Raw genomic sequence first — 17,309 nt, forward strand, 5'->3', positions numbered from 1 at the left:
CAGGTTTCCTCGCGGATCCATGTTCCTAAGGGGGTGATTTCGGGGGCAAAAAACAACTGCTAAGGGCCAAATATTACCCTTTTTTCGAATCCTCGACAACCCTTTCAGTGAGTTGCCTTGGTCCGACCCCAAACATTTGCAAAGGCCAGAACAATCGCAAGTGCGGCAACCGGTATTTGTGCTGGGCGTTTATGGAAGCGGCCCATTTTGCGGCGCGCTACTATCCCGAGGCCCGAACTTTTGTGGACCGCAAGAGTGCCGGCCGGCGGCGGGTGCTGGGACTGAAAGCGCTGGCCAGTAAGCTGTGTCGGGCCAGTTATTTTGTGATGCGCGAGGGCGTGCAGTTTGATCCGAACCGGCTGTTCGGGTCCACCGCTCGATCCAGATCCGGGAGCCGTGGGGCAAGGGTTGGAGCCGTCAGCCGTCAGGTCTGATTGGCCCCGGGTCTGGATCGAGAGCAGAACACCATCGGGCTGGGAGCCAGGTCACGGAGTCGCCCTTCTGCCGTCAGGGGAGACCAACCACAGGATCTGATCGGCCACCCCGGGTGGCCACCGCGTGGACCAGGGCTGGTACGGAATCATTTCTGGGGCTCCAAGAGGAGCCAGGGGCCGGAGAGAACCGAGAGCTGGCTGTTTCCTCAGGAAGGCCTTAATCCGGATGTGTGACTGAACGAGTCCGTGGGACTCAGAGTCGCTGACAAGAAAGAACCGGTGCGGTTGCCGGATCTGCACACCAGTCTCGATGGAGAAAAGATGGAGTGGCGTTCGAAGACCATCGACTCACTCGCGACCGGGGGAAAACACACAGAAATACTCGGCTGGGCACGGAGAGTAGTGTTGCCTCTTGACACAACTTTGAGATGTGTGACCCTAAAATCCTAAAATCTAAAATTCTCCTGAATTCTTCTATTAGGGCGAGACGGGTACGCTCGCCCGTTGGACTTGTTTCCTGTAGACCCTAAAGAAGTAGGCCGCTGCCCCAAAGAACGCCGTGGTGAAAAAAAGAACGAACCAGAAGATCTTGGCGCTGACCGGGGACCGGTCTTCGCACGCACAAAAAGCCACCATCCCAAACCAGATGATTAGCCCCGCCGGTGCACCGACAACCCCTACCGCGCCGCCCAATATCCTAAGAAAAAGTTCGCCCCTAGGCATCGCTTCAATTTGCTGAAACCACGGAGACAACATGAAAACCATGAAGCCACCAAGGCACACCACCGCCCACGATGAGTAGGAGAATAGAGCGCGAATTCTGTTAGACCTGAGCCATTTAGACATATTCAATCACCGCGCCTTACGTTGGGTCTTAGTTTTCTCATGGCACGACCTCCTCACTGGTGTGGAGCCTCTCGCCCGGTTGGGGCCAATCTGCTAGCATCAATCCGCGAGGTTACGTAGTTGCTGAACGCATCTCCAATAGCGTTGATCACCTGGTCACCCCGGATGCCAACCTCAATTCCGCCGCACAGTACTACGCAGATACTAAGGCCAACCCCGATTTCAGAATTTGACCCCTGGAAGCTCCCTCTTTGATATCCGAGAGTGACGTTCGGCTTGACGGGGCGATCGACTCTCTGGTTACCTTCCATTTGCACTTGAGTGGTTCCCTCGGATAGTCCGACCTTATAACCGCCAAGTTCAACCGCTACGCCTGCTTCCTTTACCTCAGATTTCGTGTTGCCCTCGGAACTGTTCTTGACTTCCCAGGTTCTTTTTACTACAACTTCTGGCTTGACAGGGCCAATCTTTGCTTTGAAGCCAATGCCACCCCCGCCCTCGACTTTCGCATAAAAATACTTCTTAAGGCTGCTCCACCAGGACTGCTTGTGCGCCGGCGGTGAAGGTTGGCGCGTCAGAGATTGGACAGTCGGATCGAGAGCCGCTGCCACCGGATCATGTCCGTCCGGATCGATGTAGACCAAGGGTCTGTTGTAGACATAGACATACTTATTTAACGATTGAGGGTCCGTGATATCAGCGTAAGGAAGGGCGCCTTCTGAACTCTCCCCACCACCAAACAGGAAGTCAGGGCCACCTGCAAATTCATCAGGACTGAGGAATCGACCTTGGGCAGAGGAGTAGTAACGAGCGAGGAAATAGTCCAAGCCCGTCTCAGAATCTCGTTCCTTCGAGGTAAATTTCTGCCGGATACCATCGTCGGCCGCATAGCCCATTCCTGTCGTTCGCCCGCCAATGCCTGACGAAATTTCCTCTCCGAACGGCAGGTAGTCATGTCGGGCGATGACGGCGCCGCCGGCATCCATCACCACCCGCGTGCTCCCCAGGTGATCGGCAATAATGTACTGCGTCCCTCCACTCGATGGCGTGACGCTCGAATACTCCGCCACCATCTGCCCCACCGCGTTGTACACAAACACCGTGGTCGTACCCCCGGTCGCTTTTCTTACGCGTCGTCCCTCGCCATCATAGCTGTACGTGGCCTCGCCGCCGTTGAAGCTGATCATCTTGTTCTCGGCATCGTAGACGCTGGTTCCCAGTGCCGTCGGCCATTGTGTCAGATTGCCCGCTGCATCGTAGCTGTAGTTCGCCGCCGTAATGCGGTTGTTGATTTCACTAATGGCCGGCACCTGCAGCGGCAGGTACTGCGAACTGGACCACCCCGTGTTGCGATTCCCGTACCGATCGTACCCGTAGGTCTGACTCCAGCCCGAGCTCTCGCTGATCCCCGTCAGCCGGTTCATCGGGTCGTTGTAACTATAGGATTGCGTCACGTTGAGCCCCGGGGCGCTGATCGTCTGACTCAAGATGTTCCCATTATTATTCGTCGTGCCGTAGTCGTAGCCGAAGCTCACGAGCGAACCCACACCAATGGAGAGCGGCTGAAGGCGGCTGTTGTAGGATAAGGTTTCCGTCAGACCGTTGCCCAGGGCCATCGTCTGCATGGCGCCGTGCGCGGCGTAACTGATGGTGCTCACATATGTCTCATTGCCCGATCCACTCACGCTGCTCGCCCGCCCCGCCGCATCGTAGCTGGTCGTCACTGTCCGTTGCGAAGGATACGTCTGGGAGGTCATTCCCCCCGCCAGATTATACCCGTAATACATCTTGTAGGTCTCTCCGCTGGTCGTCTGCCAACTCTCTGCGATTCGCCCCATCGCATCATAGCTCTTCAAGTCTGTAATTGAGACGCTGGAACTGATCTGAGTGACGCGGCCCTTGGAGTTGCTGACACTCGCGTCATCATACGTGTAGGTAACTCCTGGTGCTGAGTCTGAGTAGGTCTTTTTCCTGAGCCGATTCAAGGCATCATACCCCGTACTCGTGCTGCAACTGCCACCCTCCCACGTTCCATAACAGGTGACTACATTTCGGGCATCGGTGCGGGTCGTCACATTGCCGTTATCATCATATGTATAGCTGATGGTCCCGTTCTCGGGATTGGTCGCGCTGGTCAGTCGCTTCAAGGTATCGTAAGTGAACGTGCGGGTCTGCACGCCCTGCTGCACAACCGTCAAATCGTCCAGCACGTCATAAGTGTAAGTGGTTTGATAGGCGGCGCCATTGGGATCTTCAATCACCTGCGCCATCCGCCCGGCCGCATCGCTGATGCTCTTGCGGGCCTTGCCGGCCTGATCGCTCACCGTCGTCTCATTGGCATAGTAGGTGGTGGTGAGGCTGCCGGTCCAGTTTCCGTTCGTGCCTGTACTGGGCGGTTGGGCCGATCCTGAGAATGTGGCCACTTCGACCACTCGACCGAGTTCGTCGCGGGTCGTGCGGGCCCATCCATCCGTCGCCTCCCCGGTTCCATGGGTCGGATTCGACGTCAAAAAAAAGCGGGGGTCAGGTCGGGACTTTGGACAATTGTGAGTTCGCGAGTGCAAGCAGTTCCCTCAGTTGAGGATCTTTCTTTAATCGCGCTTCGAAGCGGAGGATGCCCTTGCTGACTGCCCAGGAGTCGATCGAGTCTGCCCGCTCTCCCAACTGTTTGAGGGTCATTCCGCAGTAATGGCGAGCCAAAAAGAAGACCATATCCCGCCCCCAGTCCCCGTGCCGACTGGAGAATTGGTTCCATCCTTCTCGCTTCATTTGCTCTACGACTTCCAGCACGGCACCAAACTCCAGTCTTCTTTTCAATTGTCGCAGACTCGATTGCTCGTGCTCATCGCCTTGCGCTTTGAGCGCCAAGTCTCGGACAAAGGCATCATCCCCCAACGCCACCTGCGCCTGCAACTGATCCCACGGAGTCTGGATCAGGCCCTCCCGCGCGGCCGACTCCACATACTCCCGATACGCCTCGTGGCGCTGCTCCTCCTCTCCCCCCATCCAGCCCAGCACGGCCTGAGTGGTTAACCATGCAGGGGCTGGCTCCAGGCCAATGTAGGCGCGATAGGAACTCCATCGGTAGTTCCTCAAAAACTCAATGCGATCTTTCCACACAGCAGTCGCCAGTTCCCTCCCTACTCCCACTTGATTTCGTCGCCGACTCTGTTTGTTCAACCCGAAGCGTTCGACGCGAATGGGGTTGAGGTGCACATAACGGCTCAGCTCCAACCCCCAGCGTTGCGGCTCCACGACGATGGCTTTGAATCGACCCTGCAGAAGGTGTCCCGCTCGTCGATATCGCCCATTGAACCAGCTGCTGTACCCACTATTCAACCATTGCATGGCCCGGCTGAGGTTCGCTTCCAACGTTTCCAGCAACCCATGCCAATGATTGTCCATGAGGGTGTAGACGTGCAGCTGCAGGCGATACCGCTCCGTCATTTCGCTGAGCCGTCCCAGAAATTCGCGGCGGTCCTCGTCATCACGAAAAATCGGCTGCCGCTCATTCCCTCTCGAAGTAATGTGATACCATCCCCCTTCGCACTGAATGCGTAACGGCCTGGCCATGGGAACTCCGCTTCGGGGGAAGGTTGGCTAGTAGTAGATCGTCTCCGTGCTGGGGGGTACTGACCCATTATAGCCCGTTCGCCTGGGGGAGGATCAACAAATGCGCTTCGGATTAGGTGGGAGGTTGCCGATCCACGGAATGTCCAAAGTCCCGATCTGATATACATTATTCCAAGGATGACAAGGGACATTGACCTCGCAGTAGAAGTTGCCAACTGGCGGAAGTTCGACGAACTGATGGAAGCATTGAAGGCCACGGGAAAGTTCTCCCCCGACAAGAGAGAGCGCCAGCGTCTTCACTTCGACTCTCTTCCCAATGATATGCTGCCATTCGGCCTCATTGCGGATGCGGGACGGAAAATTGCGTGGCCTCCGGAGCACGAGGTATTCATGAGCGTGATTGGCTTCAAGGAGGCATATGAAAACTCCATCACTGTCAGATTGAGCACTAATCCAATACTCGATATTAAATTGCCTACGCTGCCGGGACTGGCACTGATGAAGATCTTATCGTGGAAAGAGAAATACCCGGAGAGAAGTAAGGATGCCGAGGATCTCCTGCTGATCATGGACAATTACGAATCGGTCGGAACCTTTGACAGGTTATATGATACTGAACAGGAATTGCTCCAGGAAGAAAAGTTCGATGTAGGACTTGCAAGCATCAGGCTTCTCGGGCGTGATATGGCAAGAATGGCTGACCCTGAAACGCTAAACCGCGTCAAAGCCATCCTGGACGATGAAACAAGAGAAAATTCCCATTACAGTTTGCTCACCGATATGGCCAGAGGTCCGCTCAGTTATGGTGATAGGTTCGAACAGATTCGCCTGCAGGTGGAGAAGTTGAAGAAGGGTTTTTTAGAAAAAGCTGCTGAGTCCTAGTTTCAACCGAAATCCGGAATCGTCCCGAATCTCCGTATCTCTGCTCACAAACAGGTGACTGTTCCTAGTTATTATTCTCAAAGACCAGATCATTTTCTGGAAGAGTCCGAAAGCTCATCAGGATTGTCCCCACTTCTTCCGACGCCTGGAAGTGCTTCGTCCCGAGACCGGGGACGTGCTGGTGTTGCTGACCACTCATCTGACCTTGGGCGCCACCACCATCGCCCGCATTTACAAAGATCGCTGGCAGATCGAGTTGTTCTTCAAAGCGCTGAAGCAAAATCTCAAGGTCAAGATCTTCGTGGGGACTAGCGCCAATGCGCTGAAGATCCAGATTTGGACAGCCCTGATTGCCATTTTGATCCTCAAGTTCCTGCAGTTGAGCTCTCACTGGGGGTGGCACCTGTCGAACTTGGCGGCCCTCTTATGGCTGAACCTGTTCACGTATCGCAGCTTGTGGCACTGGATCGATCATCCCTTGGAAGCACCCCCCGGAGCGGTTTCCCTTGTCCAACAACTGGAATTCTCCTACAGCTAATTTGGACAGCAGTGAATCCTGCTTGAATCTGCCCTCAAAGATCGTCGCAACCTCGCGGTTGAAAACGTTGCCCCGAAAAAGCAGTTGGATGTTATGAAACCAACTTGAGGGTGCCCCTTTCAGCAGAAGTTAAGGCTTTATGAAAGAGTTCACTGTTCTGCTTGACATCAGGAATGCTTTGGTGGTAAGTATCGCATACCTCCCCTTCGTCCCTGAAAGAGATCCTTGTCGAGTTTAGGAGATTACTCTTCTGACCCTAGTTCTCCTCTCTCTGAGGAGGCTTTAATGTTGAGACCCCTATCTGAGGTGATCACAAGTTACCTGAAGTCTGCCATTATTAGTGGTCCAACCGTGCGAAACGCATTGACCCCCTTTTTGCAGCAGCTCCAATCGCTCCAGCGAGGTCGGATCGGTGAGTGGAAACTCAGGTTGCGAGTTTTGTGTTTCTACGCGTTCAGATTGATTCGGGGTGCCTGGAATACTGTTCGTATAGATACGACTGTGATCCAATCCCCCCTATTTGGTCGACTGGGATCTTCCCCAAAATGCGATAACCAGCACTGAGATCATCCGGAATTCTGCTCCAAGTATTCTCTGCAGAATTGCGTGATGCACGTGGATTTTTCACAATACAGCCGTTTGTGATTCGCATGGGCGAAGTCTTGGAGGCGGAATCATGAAGATTGATAATTTCCGAAGCCTGATCTTAACCCCCAGGGAGCAGCAAGTTTTTCGACTCGTTGGAGATGGCTTGACTAGCAAGGAAATCGCACAATGCCTCGAAATTAGCCAGTACACTATCCATGCCCATCGAAGAAATATTTGTCTGAAATTAGAAATCCACTCTGCGGCAGAGCTCGTTTCTTTCGCGGCCAAGAATAAAGTGTCATTGCGAAAGGGATAACGGTAACTAGTTAACTTGGTCTATTGAAATCGTTGCGGGAGGTGATAGGCTATTGGAGTTGATTCATAGATGATGCTCCTCGGAGCGACCGTTCCCGCAGACATCTTATTCGCTAATGACATCGCTGGTGATTCTCCATGACATCTGGAAGATGTTGGTTTAGTGATCGGGAATGCGTGATACTGAAACATTAAGAAAGAGCTTCGAGGCTTTTGAGCCCCTACTTCAATTAGATTTCGATCCCGTACAGTGCAATTAGAGGAGGAGGTGATTGCGTATGCCAGTTGACCAACCTGAGATGCTCGGGGCAGGTCGTGGAGAGTGCGGGGCGTGCTGGGCGTGTGGGGCCTGCGGTGCGTGTGTTTTGTGTGGACCTACACCAATTCAGCTTGCGGACTGGGCAGCTACAGACCTGCTTCTGACCCTTATTTACGTTGCAGGGTATTATGATTGACGCTTGCTTCCCCTGCCGCGATGAGGTGTGCAGGGACCGTTCCAGTCGGCGACGTCCTCATATGGCCAGAGCGAGTGTTATCGGTAGTACGGATGATCCATGTCATTGAGGCTTTGCTCCTGTGGTTTGATTGTGGAGGAAACCAGCCGTCTGGCGCCTCGTCATCGTATTCCTGCCACAATGGAAGACGCGGGATTCGTAGAAGCTGGAGATTTTCATTGTGGCAGGATGTTCCCAGAGCTGGGCGCAGTTGCTAATTTCCAGAATTTGGGTTGACAAACGACCATACTCTAAAGGCATGCGTAGAACGGTGCAGGCTGCATAGCGAGGAGCACAGAGATGTGATCCTAACGTCCCCATCCCCGCGTTCTTTGGCCCGCTGAGAGATTTACAAATAAGACATCAACGGTTTCGTACTGGGACTTTATCAACTGATTTTGGAAGCGGAGCCCAGAAAGGCGGAGGAAGAACGGTTTCTGGCAGGGTTGCCTCCAAGCTCAATTCGGGGCGGTTGTAAGACAGGCCGCAAAGTTTCTTGGCTTACACACGGATAAGTGCTTGGCTGTTAAAAGTTCCTAAAAGGCCCCTCATCGAATTCCCTCCCTTAGGCGAGGGATGCACCATGCTGTATCGTGTGTATTTCATAGGTCAGGCATACCGCCAGGATGCTGGCTGGTGATCGATGGGTGTTGCGTCCTTATTTGAAAAGAATTCTTACGAGTCGAATTTGACACCTCATTCATGACAATCGTAGGTGCGTTTTGAAATTGCCCGAATTTTGCAAATTAACGCTCTTTGGTTTCGGCTCGTCCGGCTTAGGATACTGAACCGCAAGGACCTCTACTCATATCCGCGGTCACCAAACTTCCTTGCGGATGGGACTGGGGTCAAGGGGAACGATGATGTTTCTTGACAAACACTTCTATCCTCGGCTAGCAAAAGATGTCCAAGCCCTGCATAGGACACCACGCGAAGGAGTTCTAGTTTTCCCCTTGAAATCGCAGAAGGTGCTCGGGCTCGGCCATTATGGCCTCCAGTTTGTAAATCATACAGCAAGCAGGATCTTGTCTCTCTGCACAGGTCGAAATAGCACTGACGAAATAGTTCGTGCGATCTACCCAGCAGAAAGTATCGAGATCGGGCGAAAGCAGGTAAGATCGTTTCTAATCAAAGCAAAGAAGAGCAAGTTCATTAAATTCCACCGGAACGGTGCCGAGGCAGCCACGGCACGCTTTACCGGCAGCTTCGACTACTACATTCCTTACCACATCTCTGTAGAGCTAACAGCAAGGTGCAACTTGCGGTGTCTTTATTGCTACAACGAATTTCAGGGAGTGACAGACTCGCTCTCCTTCGAGCAGCTGAAGTCCATCCTTTTGGAATGGAACCGCCTTGGCCTAATGAGCCTGGAGTTGACTGGTGGAGAACCGATATTGTCTCCACATTTCTGGGACGTCCTCGATTTTTGCTGTGGGACCTTTCAGAGAATTGGACTGCTCACCAATGGCACGCTTATTGATACTGCAGCAGCACAGCGCATGGCTCAATACAAGGATAAACTTGTCATAAGCGTGAGCCTTGATGGTTCCTCAGCAGAATATCATGATACGCACCGGGGTCCAGGTAGCTTCGACAAGGTGGTTTGCGGAATAAGAGCGCTTGTGCGAGAAGGAGTCCGCTTGCGAGTCGGCATGTGCGTCACACCGCGCAACATACAAGATCTCGACAGCACTGCAAATTTCGTCCGGTCCCTGGGAGTGAAAATTTTCTCCTATGCACCTGCGATTGCTTATGGTCGTGGCAAGCAGGAGGCATGGACCTGGGAACCCTCAAGGGCCAAAGAGATTCAAGAGTTAGAGTCTAGCGTTATCGAGCAGAACAGAGATATAATTCCAATTCTCCCAGCGGAGGAATTGAAAAGAGCCGAGAAGGATTTTGGAAGTTGCGGTATCGGAACCAAGAACGTGGCGCTCACCCCATCGGGCAAGATCAAGGCCTGTCTCTTCCTAGCGGAGGAGGAGCACGTAGGAGATTTATCGGAGGAATCACTGGAAGATGTTTTCAGAAAGCCCATCTTCAAGGCATTTGCGGAACTCAGAAATCCTTCTCCCGAACGATGCGGGGGGTGTAGGTATGTTCCCTTCTGTAAGGGGTGCTCGGTCCGAGCGCTGACTATCGTCGAAAGAGAACATCAGCTTTGTAGGTGGGCGGTTTCTTGTGGGGTGCAAAACCTCTTTCGCAAGTTTAGTAAATATGAAAATGATGGCATTGGACGAATTTTCTGATGTTGTTTCAGCGCCGTATGGGTGTGCCGTGGAGAATGTTATCGCCTTCGATGGCGTGTGCAAGCGGTTTGGGGACCATGTGGCCCTTCACAATGTGAGCTTTGCAGTGGCGCGCGGCGAAACGGTCGGCTTTATCGGTCCCAACGGTGCCGGAAAGACTACCACGATCAGAATTATTCTGGGAATTCTGGCTCCATCTGCTGGTAGTGCGAGTACGTTCGGCTGCCCTACAGATAGATTTGGTTTCGCCGAGAAGAGAAGGATCTCTTGCGTACTGGAGAATCCGGGTATCTATGATGACCTCAAAGTTCGTGATAATCTAATGCTTTATGCGCGCATTTATCGAGTCCCAAAGGCGGAGGAGAGAATTCGCAGTCTTCTCGATCTTACCGGTTTGGCAGGCAGGGGGGCAGAAAAGGCCGGGCGGCTATCTAAAGGGATGAAGCAGAAACTCGCGTTAGCGAGATGCCTTCTGTGGGATCCGGAGCTGCTGGTCTTGGATGAACCTACAGCAGGACTGGATCCATTGTTTCAGAAGGAGATTCTTGACTTGATTCGCCAATTGGGAAAGCGTGGAAAGACAGTTTTTTTCTCCTCACACCACTTGGAGGAGGTACAAGACGTCTGCTCTAAAGTCGCAATGATCGACGGAGGCATACTGCTCGCGTTTGAACCCATCGACTCTTTGCTAGCCCGATTTCAGAACATGAAAAAAAGAGTGTGCTTCGAAACAGATTTAGATAAACAAGTCTTCGAGGCGGCTATCAACGATTTTTCTCCTGTCAGTTGCGCTACGACGGATCGTAGTGTCGTAATTCTCCTCAGGGCTCCCGATCAGGCCCTGCTTCTTGACAAACTGTTGGCCGAGCGGCGGCTTACGAAGACCCATATCGAGAACCTCCCGGTAGCTTTGAACGATGTGTTCCACATCCTTGTGGAACGAAGGCAACGTGATTGGCACCAATGAATATGCGACTGCTTCAGGATTTTCAAATCATCGCAGCCAAGGAGTACAAAGAACTCGGTAGAAAATCTACTACCATGGTCACCATGGCTCTGCTTCTCATGGGGGGGATTTTCAACTTCATTGTTGTAGCAAGGTCGCTCCAGTTCTTACCGGGCGTGACCACGCTGATCGTAGATTTGTTGTTTACCCATTACGCGCTTTCAATGAATATGTTCGTGGTATTCATGCTCATTAACAACATCTTTATGAAAGAGAAATACACCAAAACTTTGGAGACTTTACTAACGACGCCGCTCTCAGCGCGTACAATCTGGTTGGGGAAGAGCTCTTTTGTGTTTATCGTGGCAATCTTGTTTTCATACGTGTCATGCGTTGTGGGATTTATTGCCTTTACCCTCAGTTCCAAGGCTTCCCCCGATATCGTGTGGCCAAGCGCTCAGGCCGTGTTTTTCGCTTTGGTTGTCTTGCCCCTGTCTTCCATAGCTATTGTTTGTTTACTAAGCGCTATCAACCTTATCTTGTGGAATGCTGCGATCTGCAATGCAGTGTTTTTTCTTGGCGGAGTGGCGTATCTCGGGGGATCATCAGCAAGAATCAGGCAACTCCGATTGACCTGGACGTCGGATTTTGTGCAGCTCTCGATAGCCACAAGTCTTATCGCACTCGCATGGTTGCTGTCGCACCTGCTTACCAATGAGAGGATCGTCGTTGGGCGCTCTTAGGCGAAGATTGAATATCGGAAGGGTGATTCTAGATGTGGGGTATATCAAGGAGTTTTTCCTACCGGACTTATTTGAACAAGAGGTTTCCGGACGCCACTCTGCCTGACCTCGTGGCTTTGGGATTTGAAACTGTGCTTTCTGGTTAGCCATACAGGAGCGGGGTCTTCCCAGTCCGAGCAAACCGTCGTGCCTGTAGGTTCTGGAGGTGTTCAATGAGAGGAAGAATGAAAAGTAGGCTTCATGGATTTCTTCGCTGGGCAGCTGTGGGGTTGATTCTGTTTGGATCAATGTGCGGAGGGGCGAAACCACTCCCAGCATCGCCGACGCCAATGGATTCACAAAACAACGCAGGTCAAGCCTTTACCAAAGAAGCTAAAAAGATAGGGATGCAAGGCGGCACTCAGAAAGCCGTTGTCATTTTGGACCAGGCCTATCAGTTGGCCATCAATGCGAAGCCCAGCGTGAAAGTCGAGGCCTTAACACAGATTGCCGACACAATGAAACAAGTGGATAAGGCCAGAGCCGCTCAGATTTATCGAGCCGGCTTTGAGGCTACACAAGAGGTTCCTTTGGATGAAGAACAATTCAACAAAGCGGAATTTCAAAGTCGCTTGGCGGTCGGGCTCGCGGACATAGATGCGGAGGCAGCCATGGAATTGGCGCGTCGCATAGATCAGCCACGACCGACAGAACAGACTGTATTCGAATCTCTTTTCGGAAAGGGAAAGACAAACTTCCGTGCTCTTGCCATCCAAAAGGTGGCTTTGAAACTTGCGGAAAAAGACCTTCCTCGTGCCATGATTCTTGTCCTCCCGACGTTAAGAGAGCGGAATTTCCCTTACCAAGCGATTCTTCCTTTAGCCGCGAAACTCAAAGCGAGCTCGCCGGACCAAGCGCAGGACCTATACAGCGAGATAGTGCAACAATTCACTGTCGAGGACCCAACTTTTTTGCAGGTCATTTCGTTTATTACTTTGGTCAGAACTCTGTCCAACCTGAACCGGAATCTGACTATACAGGCGATCGATGTTGTGTTGCAGAAGATTCCTGTTATGGAAGAGGGTTTTTCGAAAGCCCTTCAGGAAGAGTCGAAAAAGACGGGACACCCGGTGATGCCCATGCCGTTTTCGTTCGGCGCCATTGCCAAGGGGATGCTCCTGCCAGTTATGAAGAAATTGGAACCAGAGCGTGCAGCAGCGCTTGAAAAAGAGATCCTACCAGCGGTCCAAGCCGTGGACAACATGTCGGGCGGACTGTTAAGCTCGTCGCTGATGAGCCCGAACTTGGATATTGTGGAAGGCCCACAAGCACAACAAGAGAGAATGCTTGACAAGCTTGACCCACAGAAGTTGCCGGAGCGCCAACGGAGCATGATGAGTGGTGCTTTCGCGACGAGTTTGGCGGCGTCCAATCCCAAGAAGGCATCGGATTTTGTGCAGTACATCGACGATAAGAAGCAGGAAGCATTGGCCTTGGCTGCAATCGCTGGAGGTTATGCATCTCTGGACAAGGAAAAGGCCCGCAGTGTTTTGGCCGACGCCATGACGGCTGCTGAGAAGATAAGAGCCAAAGAGGATCGAGCCGTTCTTTTTACGATGCTGGCCGAAAGCGCCGCTAAGATCGAACAGGAACAAGCGCGAAATCTCTACAAGACGGCGTTTGAAAATTATGATCAGGCGTTCGAGGAGTTGGGACAGGCAGTGAGCACTGAAAAACAAAGACAAACAAATGAGAATTTGGGGATAAAGTTATCGGTCCGTTACTCGCGTGCGATTGCGGGCTACGCGAAGATCGACTTCGATGACGCCGTGGAGCGGGCCAAACGAATTCAAGATGATCACTCCAAGCTTATGACGCTAGTGGACCTTGCCACTCGCGTCCTACTGCGTGATCGGCCCATTCCGCCCATTCAATTTGTAAATTCGGTGTTTCCCATCCCGTAGATGGACTTGCCCGAATTTAGGTTGCGGTAAGGATGCCAGTTACCTGTAGCCTGTTTTTTGCTAAGACCTTATCCACCGTAACCTCCATGATTCGAGCATTGGTGTCTTTTCCAGCCTAGCAGGTTGCTGAAAAACTCGATTATTTTCCAATTGTGCATGTAACCATTTTCATCTCCATCGTATCTAAACACCAGCAGCTAAGAACAAACTCGATGGAGGATGAGAGCCATGCGTGGAGCCGATATCCAACAGAGCGTGATGTTCAGTTATCTTTCGCCGGAACAACGAGTCCCCGAAGATCATCCCTTGCGGCCGATTCGGAAAATGGTGGATGAAGCCTTGCAGGCGCTGTCGCCCCAGTTCGAGAAGCTGTACTCGTGGACCGGTCGGGCGTCGATTCCGCCGGAGAAGCTGCTGCGCGCCCTGTTGCTGCAATCGTTCTATAGTATTCGCAGTGAACGGCTCTTGATGGAACAACTGAATGGAATGCACTGGGGTCGGACCAAGCTAACTTGCTTTAAGATAAGAGAATAAGTTCCAAAACCGGGTGTTTTCGAGGCTTAACCGGCCTTTGCTTTTGACAATCGAAAAGGTACCCACCTTGATCATGTAAAAGGTACCCACCCCCTGGGGGTTTTAATTAAAGGAATGTCATGAATCAAGTGGGGCCGGGGGCCCCCACTTGATGCATCTCCTTATTCGGCCCGGCAGGGCCGGAAGTGGCAGCCACTTCGCGACTTACAGACTTTTTTGATTTCTGTTTCTTGCTCAAACTCTCCGCAAAACGGTGACTTTCCCAGTTAAACTCATGGATCGTGCTGTGATGGGTCAGCCGGTCCAGCAAAGCGGCGGTCAGGGCGGCATCTCCAAAGACCGTGGTCCACTGAGCAAAAGCCAGGTTCGAGGTCACCACCATCGACCCCTTCTCGTAGCGGTCCGAAAACACCTGGAAGAGCAGCTGCGCTCCTTCCGGGGAGAACGGGATGTAACCCACTTCGTCGAGGATCAGCAACTGATACCGCGTCAGTCGCTCCAGGGTGCGCTTCAAGTGCCGCTCCTCGCGAGCCTCCAGCAGCGTATTGACCAGATCGGCGGCGGTCTGAAACAACACCCGGTAGCCGCGCCGGCAGGCTTCCACGCCCAGCACCGTGGCGGCGTGGGTTTTGCCCGTCCCGTGCTTGCCGATCAGAATGATGTTCTCCCGTCGCGCGATGTAATGTCCTTCGGCATACTCGCGCAACTGCAGCGCTTCGAGGCCCGGCCACTTGGCCAGTTCGGTGTTTTCCAGCGTCTTGAGCACCGGGAAGCGGGCTTCGTACAATCGCCGTTCCAGTTGCCGGGCCCGGCGCTGTTCCACTTCGGTCGTGGTCAGATCCAGCAAGTAACTCTCGTAACTTTGGGCGGACTCTCGTGCGGCGCGTCCGCATTCCCGGTACTGGCGTAACATGGCCGGCAGCTTCAGCCGGTGCAGATGATCGTCCAACAACACTTCTTCGGAGGCTCGACTCATCGCGCGCCTCCTTCCAACAGCCGGTCATAGTGGGAGAGATCCCCCAACGCGATCTGCCGGTCCGTCACTCCGGGAATCAGATCGCATTCCAGCGGAGGACACTGCCATCCGGGGCTGTCTTGTCGCACCAGCAGATGTTTCACCGCTTCATACCCGTAGGTCTGAAACTGGAGCGCTTCCGCGACCGCGGATTGGATTCGTTCCGCCGGGTAACTGCCATGCAATTGCAGCACCTCCACAAACTCACGCGTGCCCCGGTTGTCCCCCAACCGCCGACGCAATTGCCCCAGCAAGGTCTCGTAGTCGGAGGGCCACTCGGCCCGCCACTGCCGAATCGGCCGCGCCGTTTCAAAGGCCCCGATGCGCTGATGAATCAGCGCCAGGTAATGCAACGCATGGATCTGCCACTTGCTGTTGCCGAACAGCCGGGCGTGATCCGCCACACATGTCTGATCGGCATAAACGCGCACACGATCGCAGCCCATCTGCGCTTCCATCCAGCGACCGACGTAGGCCGTCGGCACGGAGTAACGATTGCGATCCACCTGCACCGTGCTGTAGCGAGAGACTTTCACGGGCAACAGTTTGTGATTTTCAAACGGAGTGGCGGGAAGCGAGATCAATCGCGCCTGCTCCTCCTCATGCCGCTCCTCGATCGTGCGGCGGTCCTCGCGCCCTGCAATGGGACGCGTTCCTTGTTCCAGGCATCGTTCCAGCAGGAGCGCATTGAGTTCTTCGAAACTCTCCACTTCCGGGATCGGCACCAGAAAGTTGCGCCGGGCATAGCCAACCAATCCCTCCACTCCCCCTTTTTCCTGCCCCCGGGCGGGATTACAGAAACGCGCTTCAAAACTGTAGTAACTGCGAAACGAGATAAACCGCTGCTGTTCCCGACGCGCCTGGCCTCGCAGCACCTGTGCCACTGCCGATGTCAGATTATCGAAAACAAGAATCGGGAAAACTCCGCCAAAATAATCGAAGGCTCGTTGGTGGCCATCAAAAAACATCTCCTGGCGTTCCCACGGGTAGGCCCGGACAAACGGCTTGCCGCTGTAACGCGAGCGCATGCAAAACAGCTTCACGGTCAGCGGTTCCCCGGCCATGACCACTTGGGCGCTCCCCCAATCGACCTCGGCCTCCCGCGCCACTTCCGGATCCAGCGGAATCACCGCCGCCACTCGCCCGTCTCCCCGTTGCGCTTTGAACTCCCGCACCCACCGTCGCACCGAGGACTGCGCTCCTTCAAAGTTATACTCCTCCACCAGCCGGGTGAAAATCCGTCGGCTGGTATGGCGTTGCTTGCGGGGGGCTTGCCGGTCGGTCTCCAGCCACCCTTGGACCACCGCCGCCACGGGCTCCATCCGTGGCCTGAACCGGCTCTTTTGCCGCCGATAAAGAGGCTCCATTCCTTTCAGTACTTTACGAATCGTCTTCCGGCAATGCCCGGTCTCTCGTGCAATTTGTCGAATGCTCTTGTGGTACACCCGCGAGGCCGTCCGTATCAGTTCATACTGATCCATCCCGATCATCCTTCCTCCTCTGCTCGACGCTGCTTCCCTGAGTCGCAGGACTCTAGCAGAGGGGTGAGGGGGGGTGGGTCCCTTTTACATGATCATTTGCCCTCCAGGTGGTCCCCTTTTACGTTATCATTATCAATCAATTCCATCAGCCGTTCGTAATCGATGATCCTGTACCGTGCCTTGGGATGCTGGATTTCCACGTACCCACATTCGGGCCATTCCTCCGGATGGGCGACCACCCCGGCCCGCACCATGTTCAAATCAATATACGCCACATGGTAGCGATCTTCCCAAAAGGCGCCACCCCTCTTCTTCCGCTGATTGTACTCCTGCCCGACCCGTCCCGCCACCAACTGCATCGAGGCCGGAATGACCTCTCCACCTTCCCGGTCATCCACCAACAAATGGACGTGGTTGGAGGTGGCCATGTAATCCAGCACGCCCAACCCCAGCCGCTTGCGGGCCTCATACAACCACCCCCTCCAGGCTTGCCGGTCGCGGCCGAATTGGAGCAGAAACTGACGCTCGTGACAGCGGTGGGTCAGATGCCAGATCTTTCCAGGCAGATAGTGCCGATGGGCTCTCGCCATGGCAGGTTTCCTCGCGGATCCATGTTCCTAAGGGGGTGATTTCGGGGGCAAAAAACAACTGCTAAGGGCCAAATATTACCCTTTTTTCGAATCCTCGACAACCCTTTCAGTGAGTTGCCTTGGTCCGACCCCAAACATTTG

Annotated in this window: 15 protein-coding genes; 9 read left to right on the top strand and 6 right to left on the bottom strand. The window is 53.6% G+C overall.

What is annotated here, in order from left to right; genetic code table 11:
- The first annotated feature begins 107 nt into the window (after positions 1-107).
- The gene (locus LAO21_22545) at positions 108-434 is read left to right on the top strand and encodes a hypothetical protein (GenBank protein MBZ5555496.1); all 327 of its coding nucleotides are present in this window, start codon (positions 108-110) and stop codon (positions 432-434) included.
- 477 nt (positions 435-911) lie between these two features.
- Here LAO21_22545 and LAO21_22550 read toward each other — a convergent pair whose 3' ends face one another.
- The 3 genes from LAO21_22550 to LAO21_22560 form a co-directional block, all read right to left on the bottom strand.
- Positions 912-1,157, bottom strand: a complete 246-nt coding sequence (locus LAO21_22550; GenBank protein ID MBZ5555497.1) for a hypothetical protein — start codon at positions 1,155-1,157, stop codon at positions 912-914.
- A 176-nt stretch (positions 1,158-1,333) separates the two neighbouring features.
- Complete coding sequence (locus LAO21_22555) at positions 1,334-3,790, bottom strand: hypothetical protein (protein MBZ5555498.1); 2,457 nt, start codon at positions 3,788-3,790, stop codon at positions 1,334-1,336.
- 13 nt (positions 3,791-3,803) lie between these two features.
- Positions 3,804-4,853 (bottom strand): transposase, encoded by a 1,050-nt coding sequence (locus LAO21_22560; GenBank protein MBZ5555499.1) that lies wholly within the window; start codon positions 4,851-4,853, stop codon positions 3,804-3,806.
- 177 nt (positions 4,854-5,030) lie between these two features.
- Here LAO21_22560 and LAO21_22565 point away from each other — a divergent pair, with 177 nt between their 5' ends.
- From LAO21_22565 to LAO21_22600, 8 genes are all read left to right on the top strand, one after another.
- Positions 5,031-5,735 carry a nucleotidyl transferase AbiEii/AbiGii toxin family protein gene (locus LAO21_22565; protein MBZ5555500.1) on the top strand — a complete coding sequence of 235 codons (705 nt, stop codon included), beginning with the start codon at positions 5,031-5,033 and terminating at the stop codon, positions 5,733-5,735.
- Between the two features lie 151 nt (positions 5,736-5,886).
- The gene (locus tag LAO21_22570) at positions 5,887-6,273 is read left to right on the top strand and encodes a transposase (protein MBZ5555501.1); all 387 of its coding nucleotides are present in this window, start codon (positions 5,887-5,889) and stop codon (positions 6,271-6,273) included.
- Positions 6,274-6,949: 676 nt separating this feature from the next.
- The gene (locus LAO21_22575; protein ID MBZ5555502.1) at positions 6,950-7,177 is read left to right on the top strand and encodes a LuxR C-terminal-related transcriptional regulator; all 228 of its coding nucleotides are present in this window, start codon (positions 6,950-6,952) and stop codon (positions 7,175-7,177) included.
- A gap of 1,356 nt (positions 7,178-8,533) precedes the next feature.
- Entirely contained in the window at positions 8,534-9,916 is a 1,383-nt protein-coding gene (locus tag LAO21_22580; protein MBZ5555503.1) for a radical SAM protein, read from the top strand.
- Entirely contained in the window at positions 9,894-10,883 is a 990-nt protein-coding gene (locus tag LAO21_22585) for an ABC transporter ATP-binding protein (protein ID MBZ5555504.1), read from the top strand. The genes LAO21_22580 and LAO21_22585 overlap by 23 nt, the downstream gene beginning before the upstream one ends.
- Positions 10,880-11,605 (top strand): hypothetical protein, encoded by a 726-nt coding sequence (locus LAO21_22590; protein ID MBZ5555505.1) that lies wholly within the window; start codon positions 10,880-10,882, stop codon positions 11,603-11,605. The genes LAO21_22585 and LAO21_22590 overlap by 4 nt, the downstream gene beginning before the upstream one ends.
- A gap of 224 nt (positions 11,606-11,829) precedes the next feature.
- Positions 11,830-13,548, top strand: a complete 1,719-nt coding sequence (locus LAO21_22595) for a hypothetical protein (GenBank protein ID MBZ5555506.1) — start codon at positions 11,830-11,832, stop codon at positions 13,546-13,548.
- A 228-nt stretch (positions 13,549-13,776) separates the two neighbouring features.
- Positions 13,777-14,082, top strand: a complete 306-nt coding sequence (locus LAO21_22600; GenBank protein MBZ5555507.1) for a transposase — start codon at positions 13,777-13,779, stop codon at positions 14,080-14,082.
- Positions 14,083-14,206: 124 nt separating this feature from the next.
- Here LAO21_22600 and istB read toward each other — a convergent pair whose 3' ends face one another.
- From istB to LAO21_22615, 3 genes are all read right to left on the bottom strand, one after another.
- Entirely contained in the window at positions 14,207-15,058 is an 852-nt protein-coding gene (istB, locus tag LAO21_22605) for an IS21-like element helper ATPase IstB (protein ID MBZ5555508.1), read from the bottom strand.
- Positions 15,055-16,587: an IS21 family transposase gene (istA, locus tag LAO21_22610; GenBank protein MBZ5555509.1), complete on the bottom strand. Its 1,533-nt coding sequence runs from the start codon at positions 16,585-16,587 to the stop codon at positions 15,055-15,057. The genes istB and istA overlap by 4 nt, the downstream gene beginning before the upstream one ends.
- 83 nt (positions 16,588-16,670) lie before the next feature.
- Positions 16,671-17,168: a transposase gene (locus LAO21_22615; protein ID MBZ5555510.1), complete on the bottom strand. Its 498-nt coding sequence runs from the start codon at positions 17,166-17,168 to the stop codon at positions 16,671-16,673.
- Positions 17,169-17,309: the final 141 nt, after the last annotated feature.

The organism is Terriglobia bacterium, assembly GCA_020073085.1.
Classification (GTDB): Bacteria; Acidobacteriota; Terriglobia; order JAIQFV01; family JAIQFV01; genus JAIQFV01.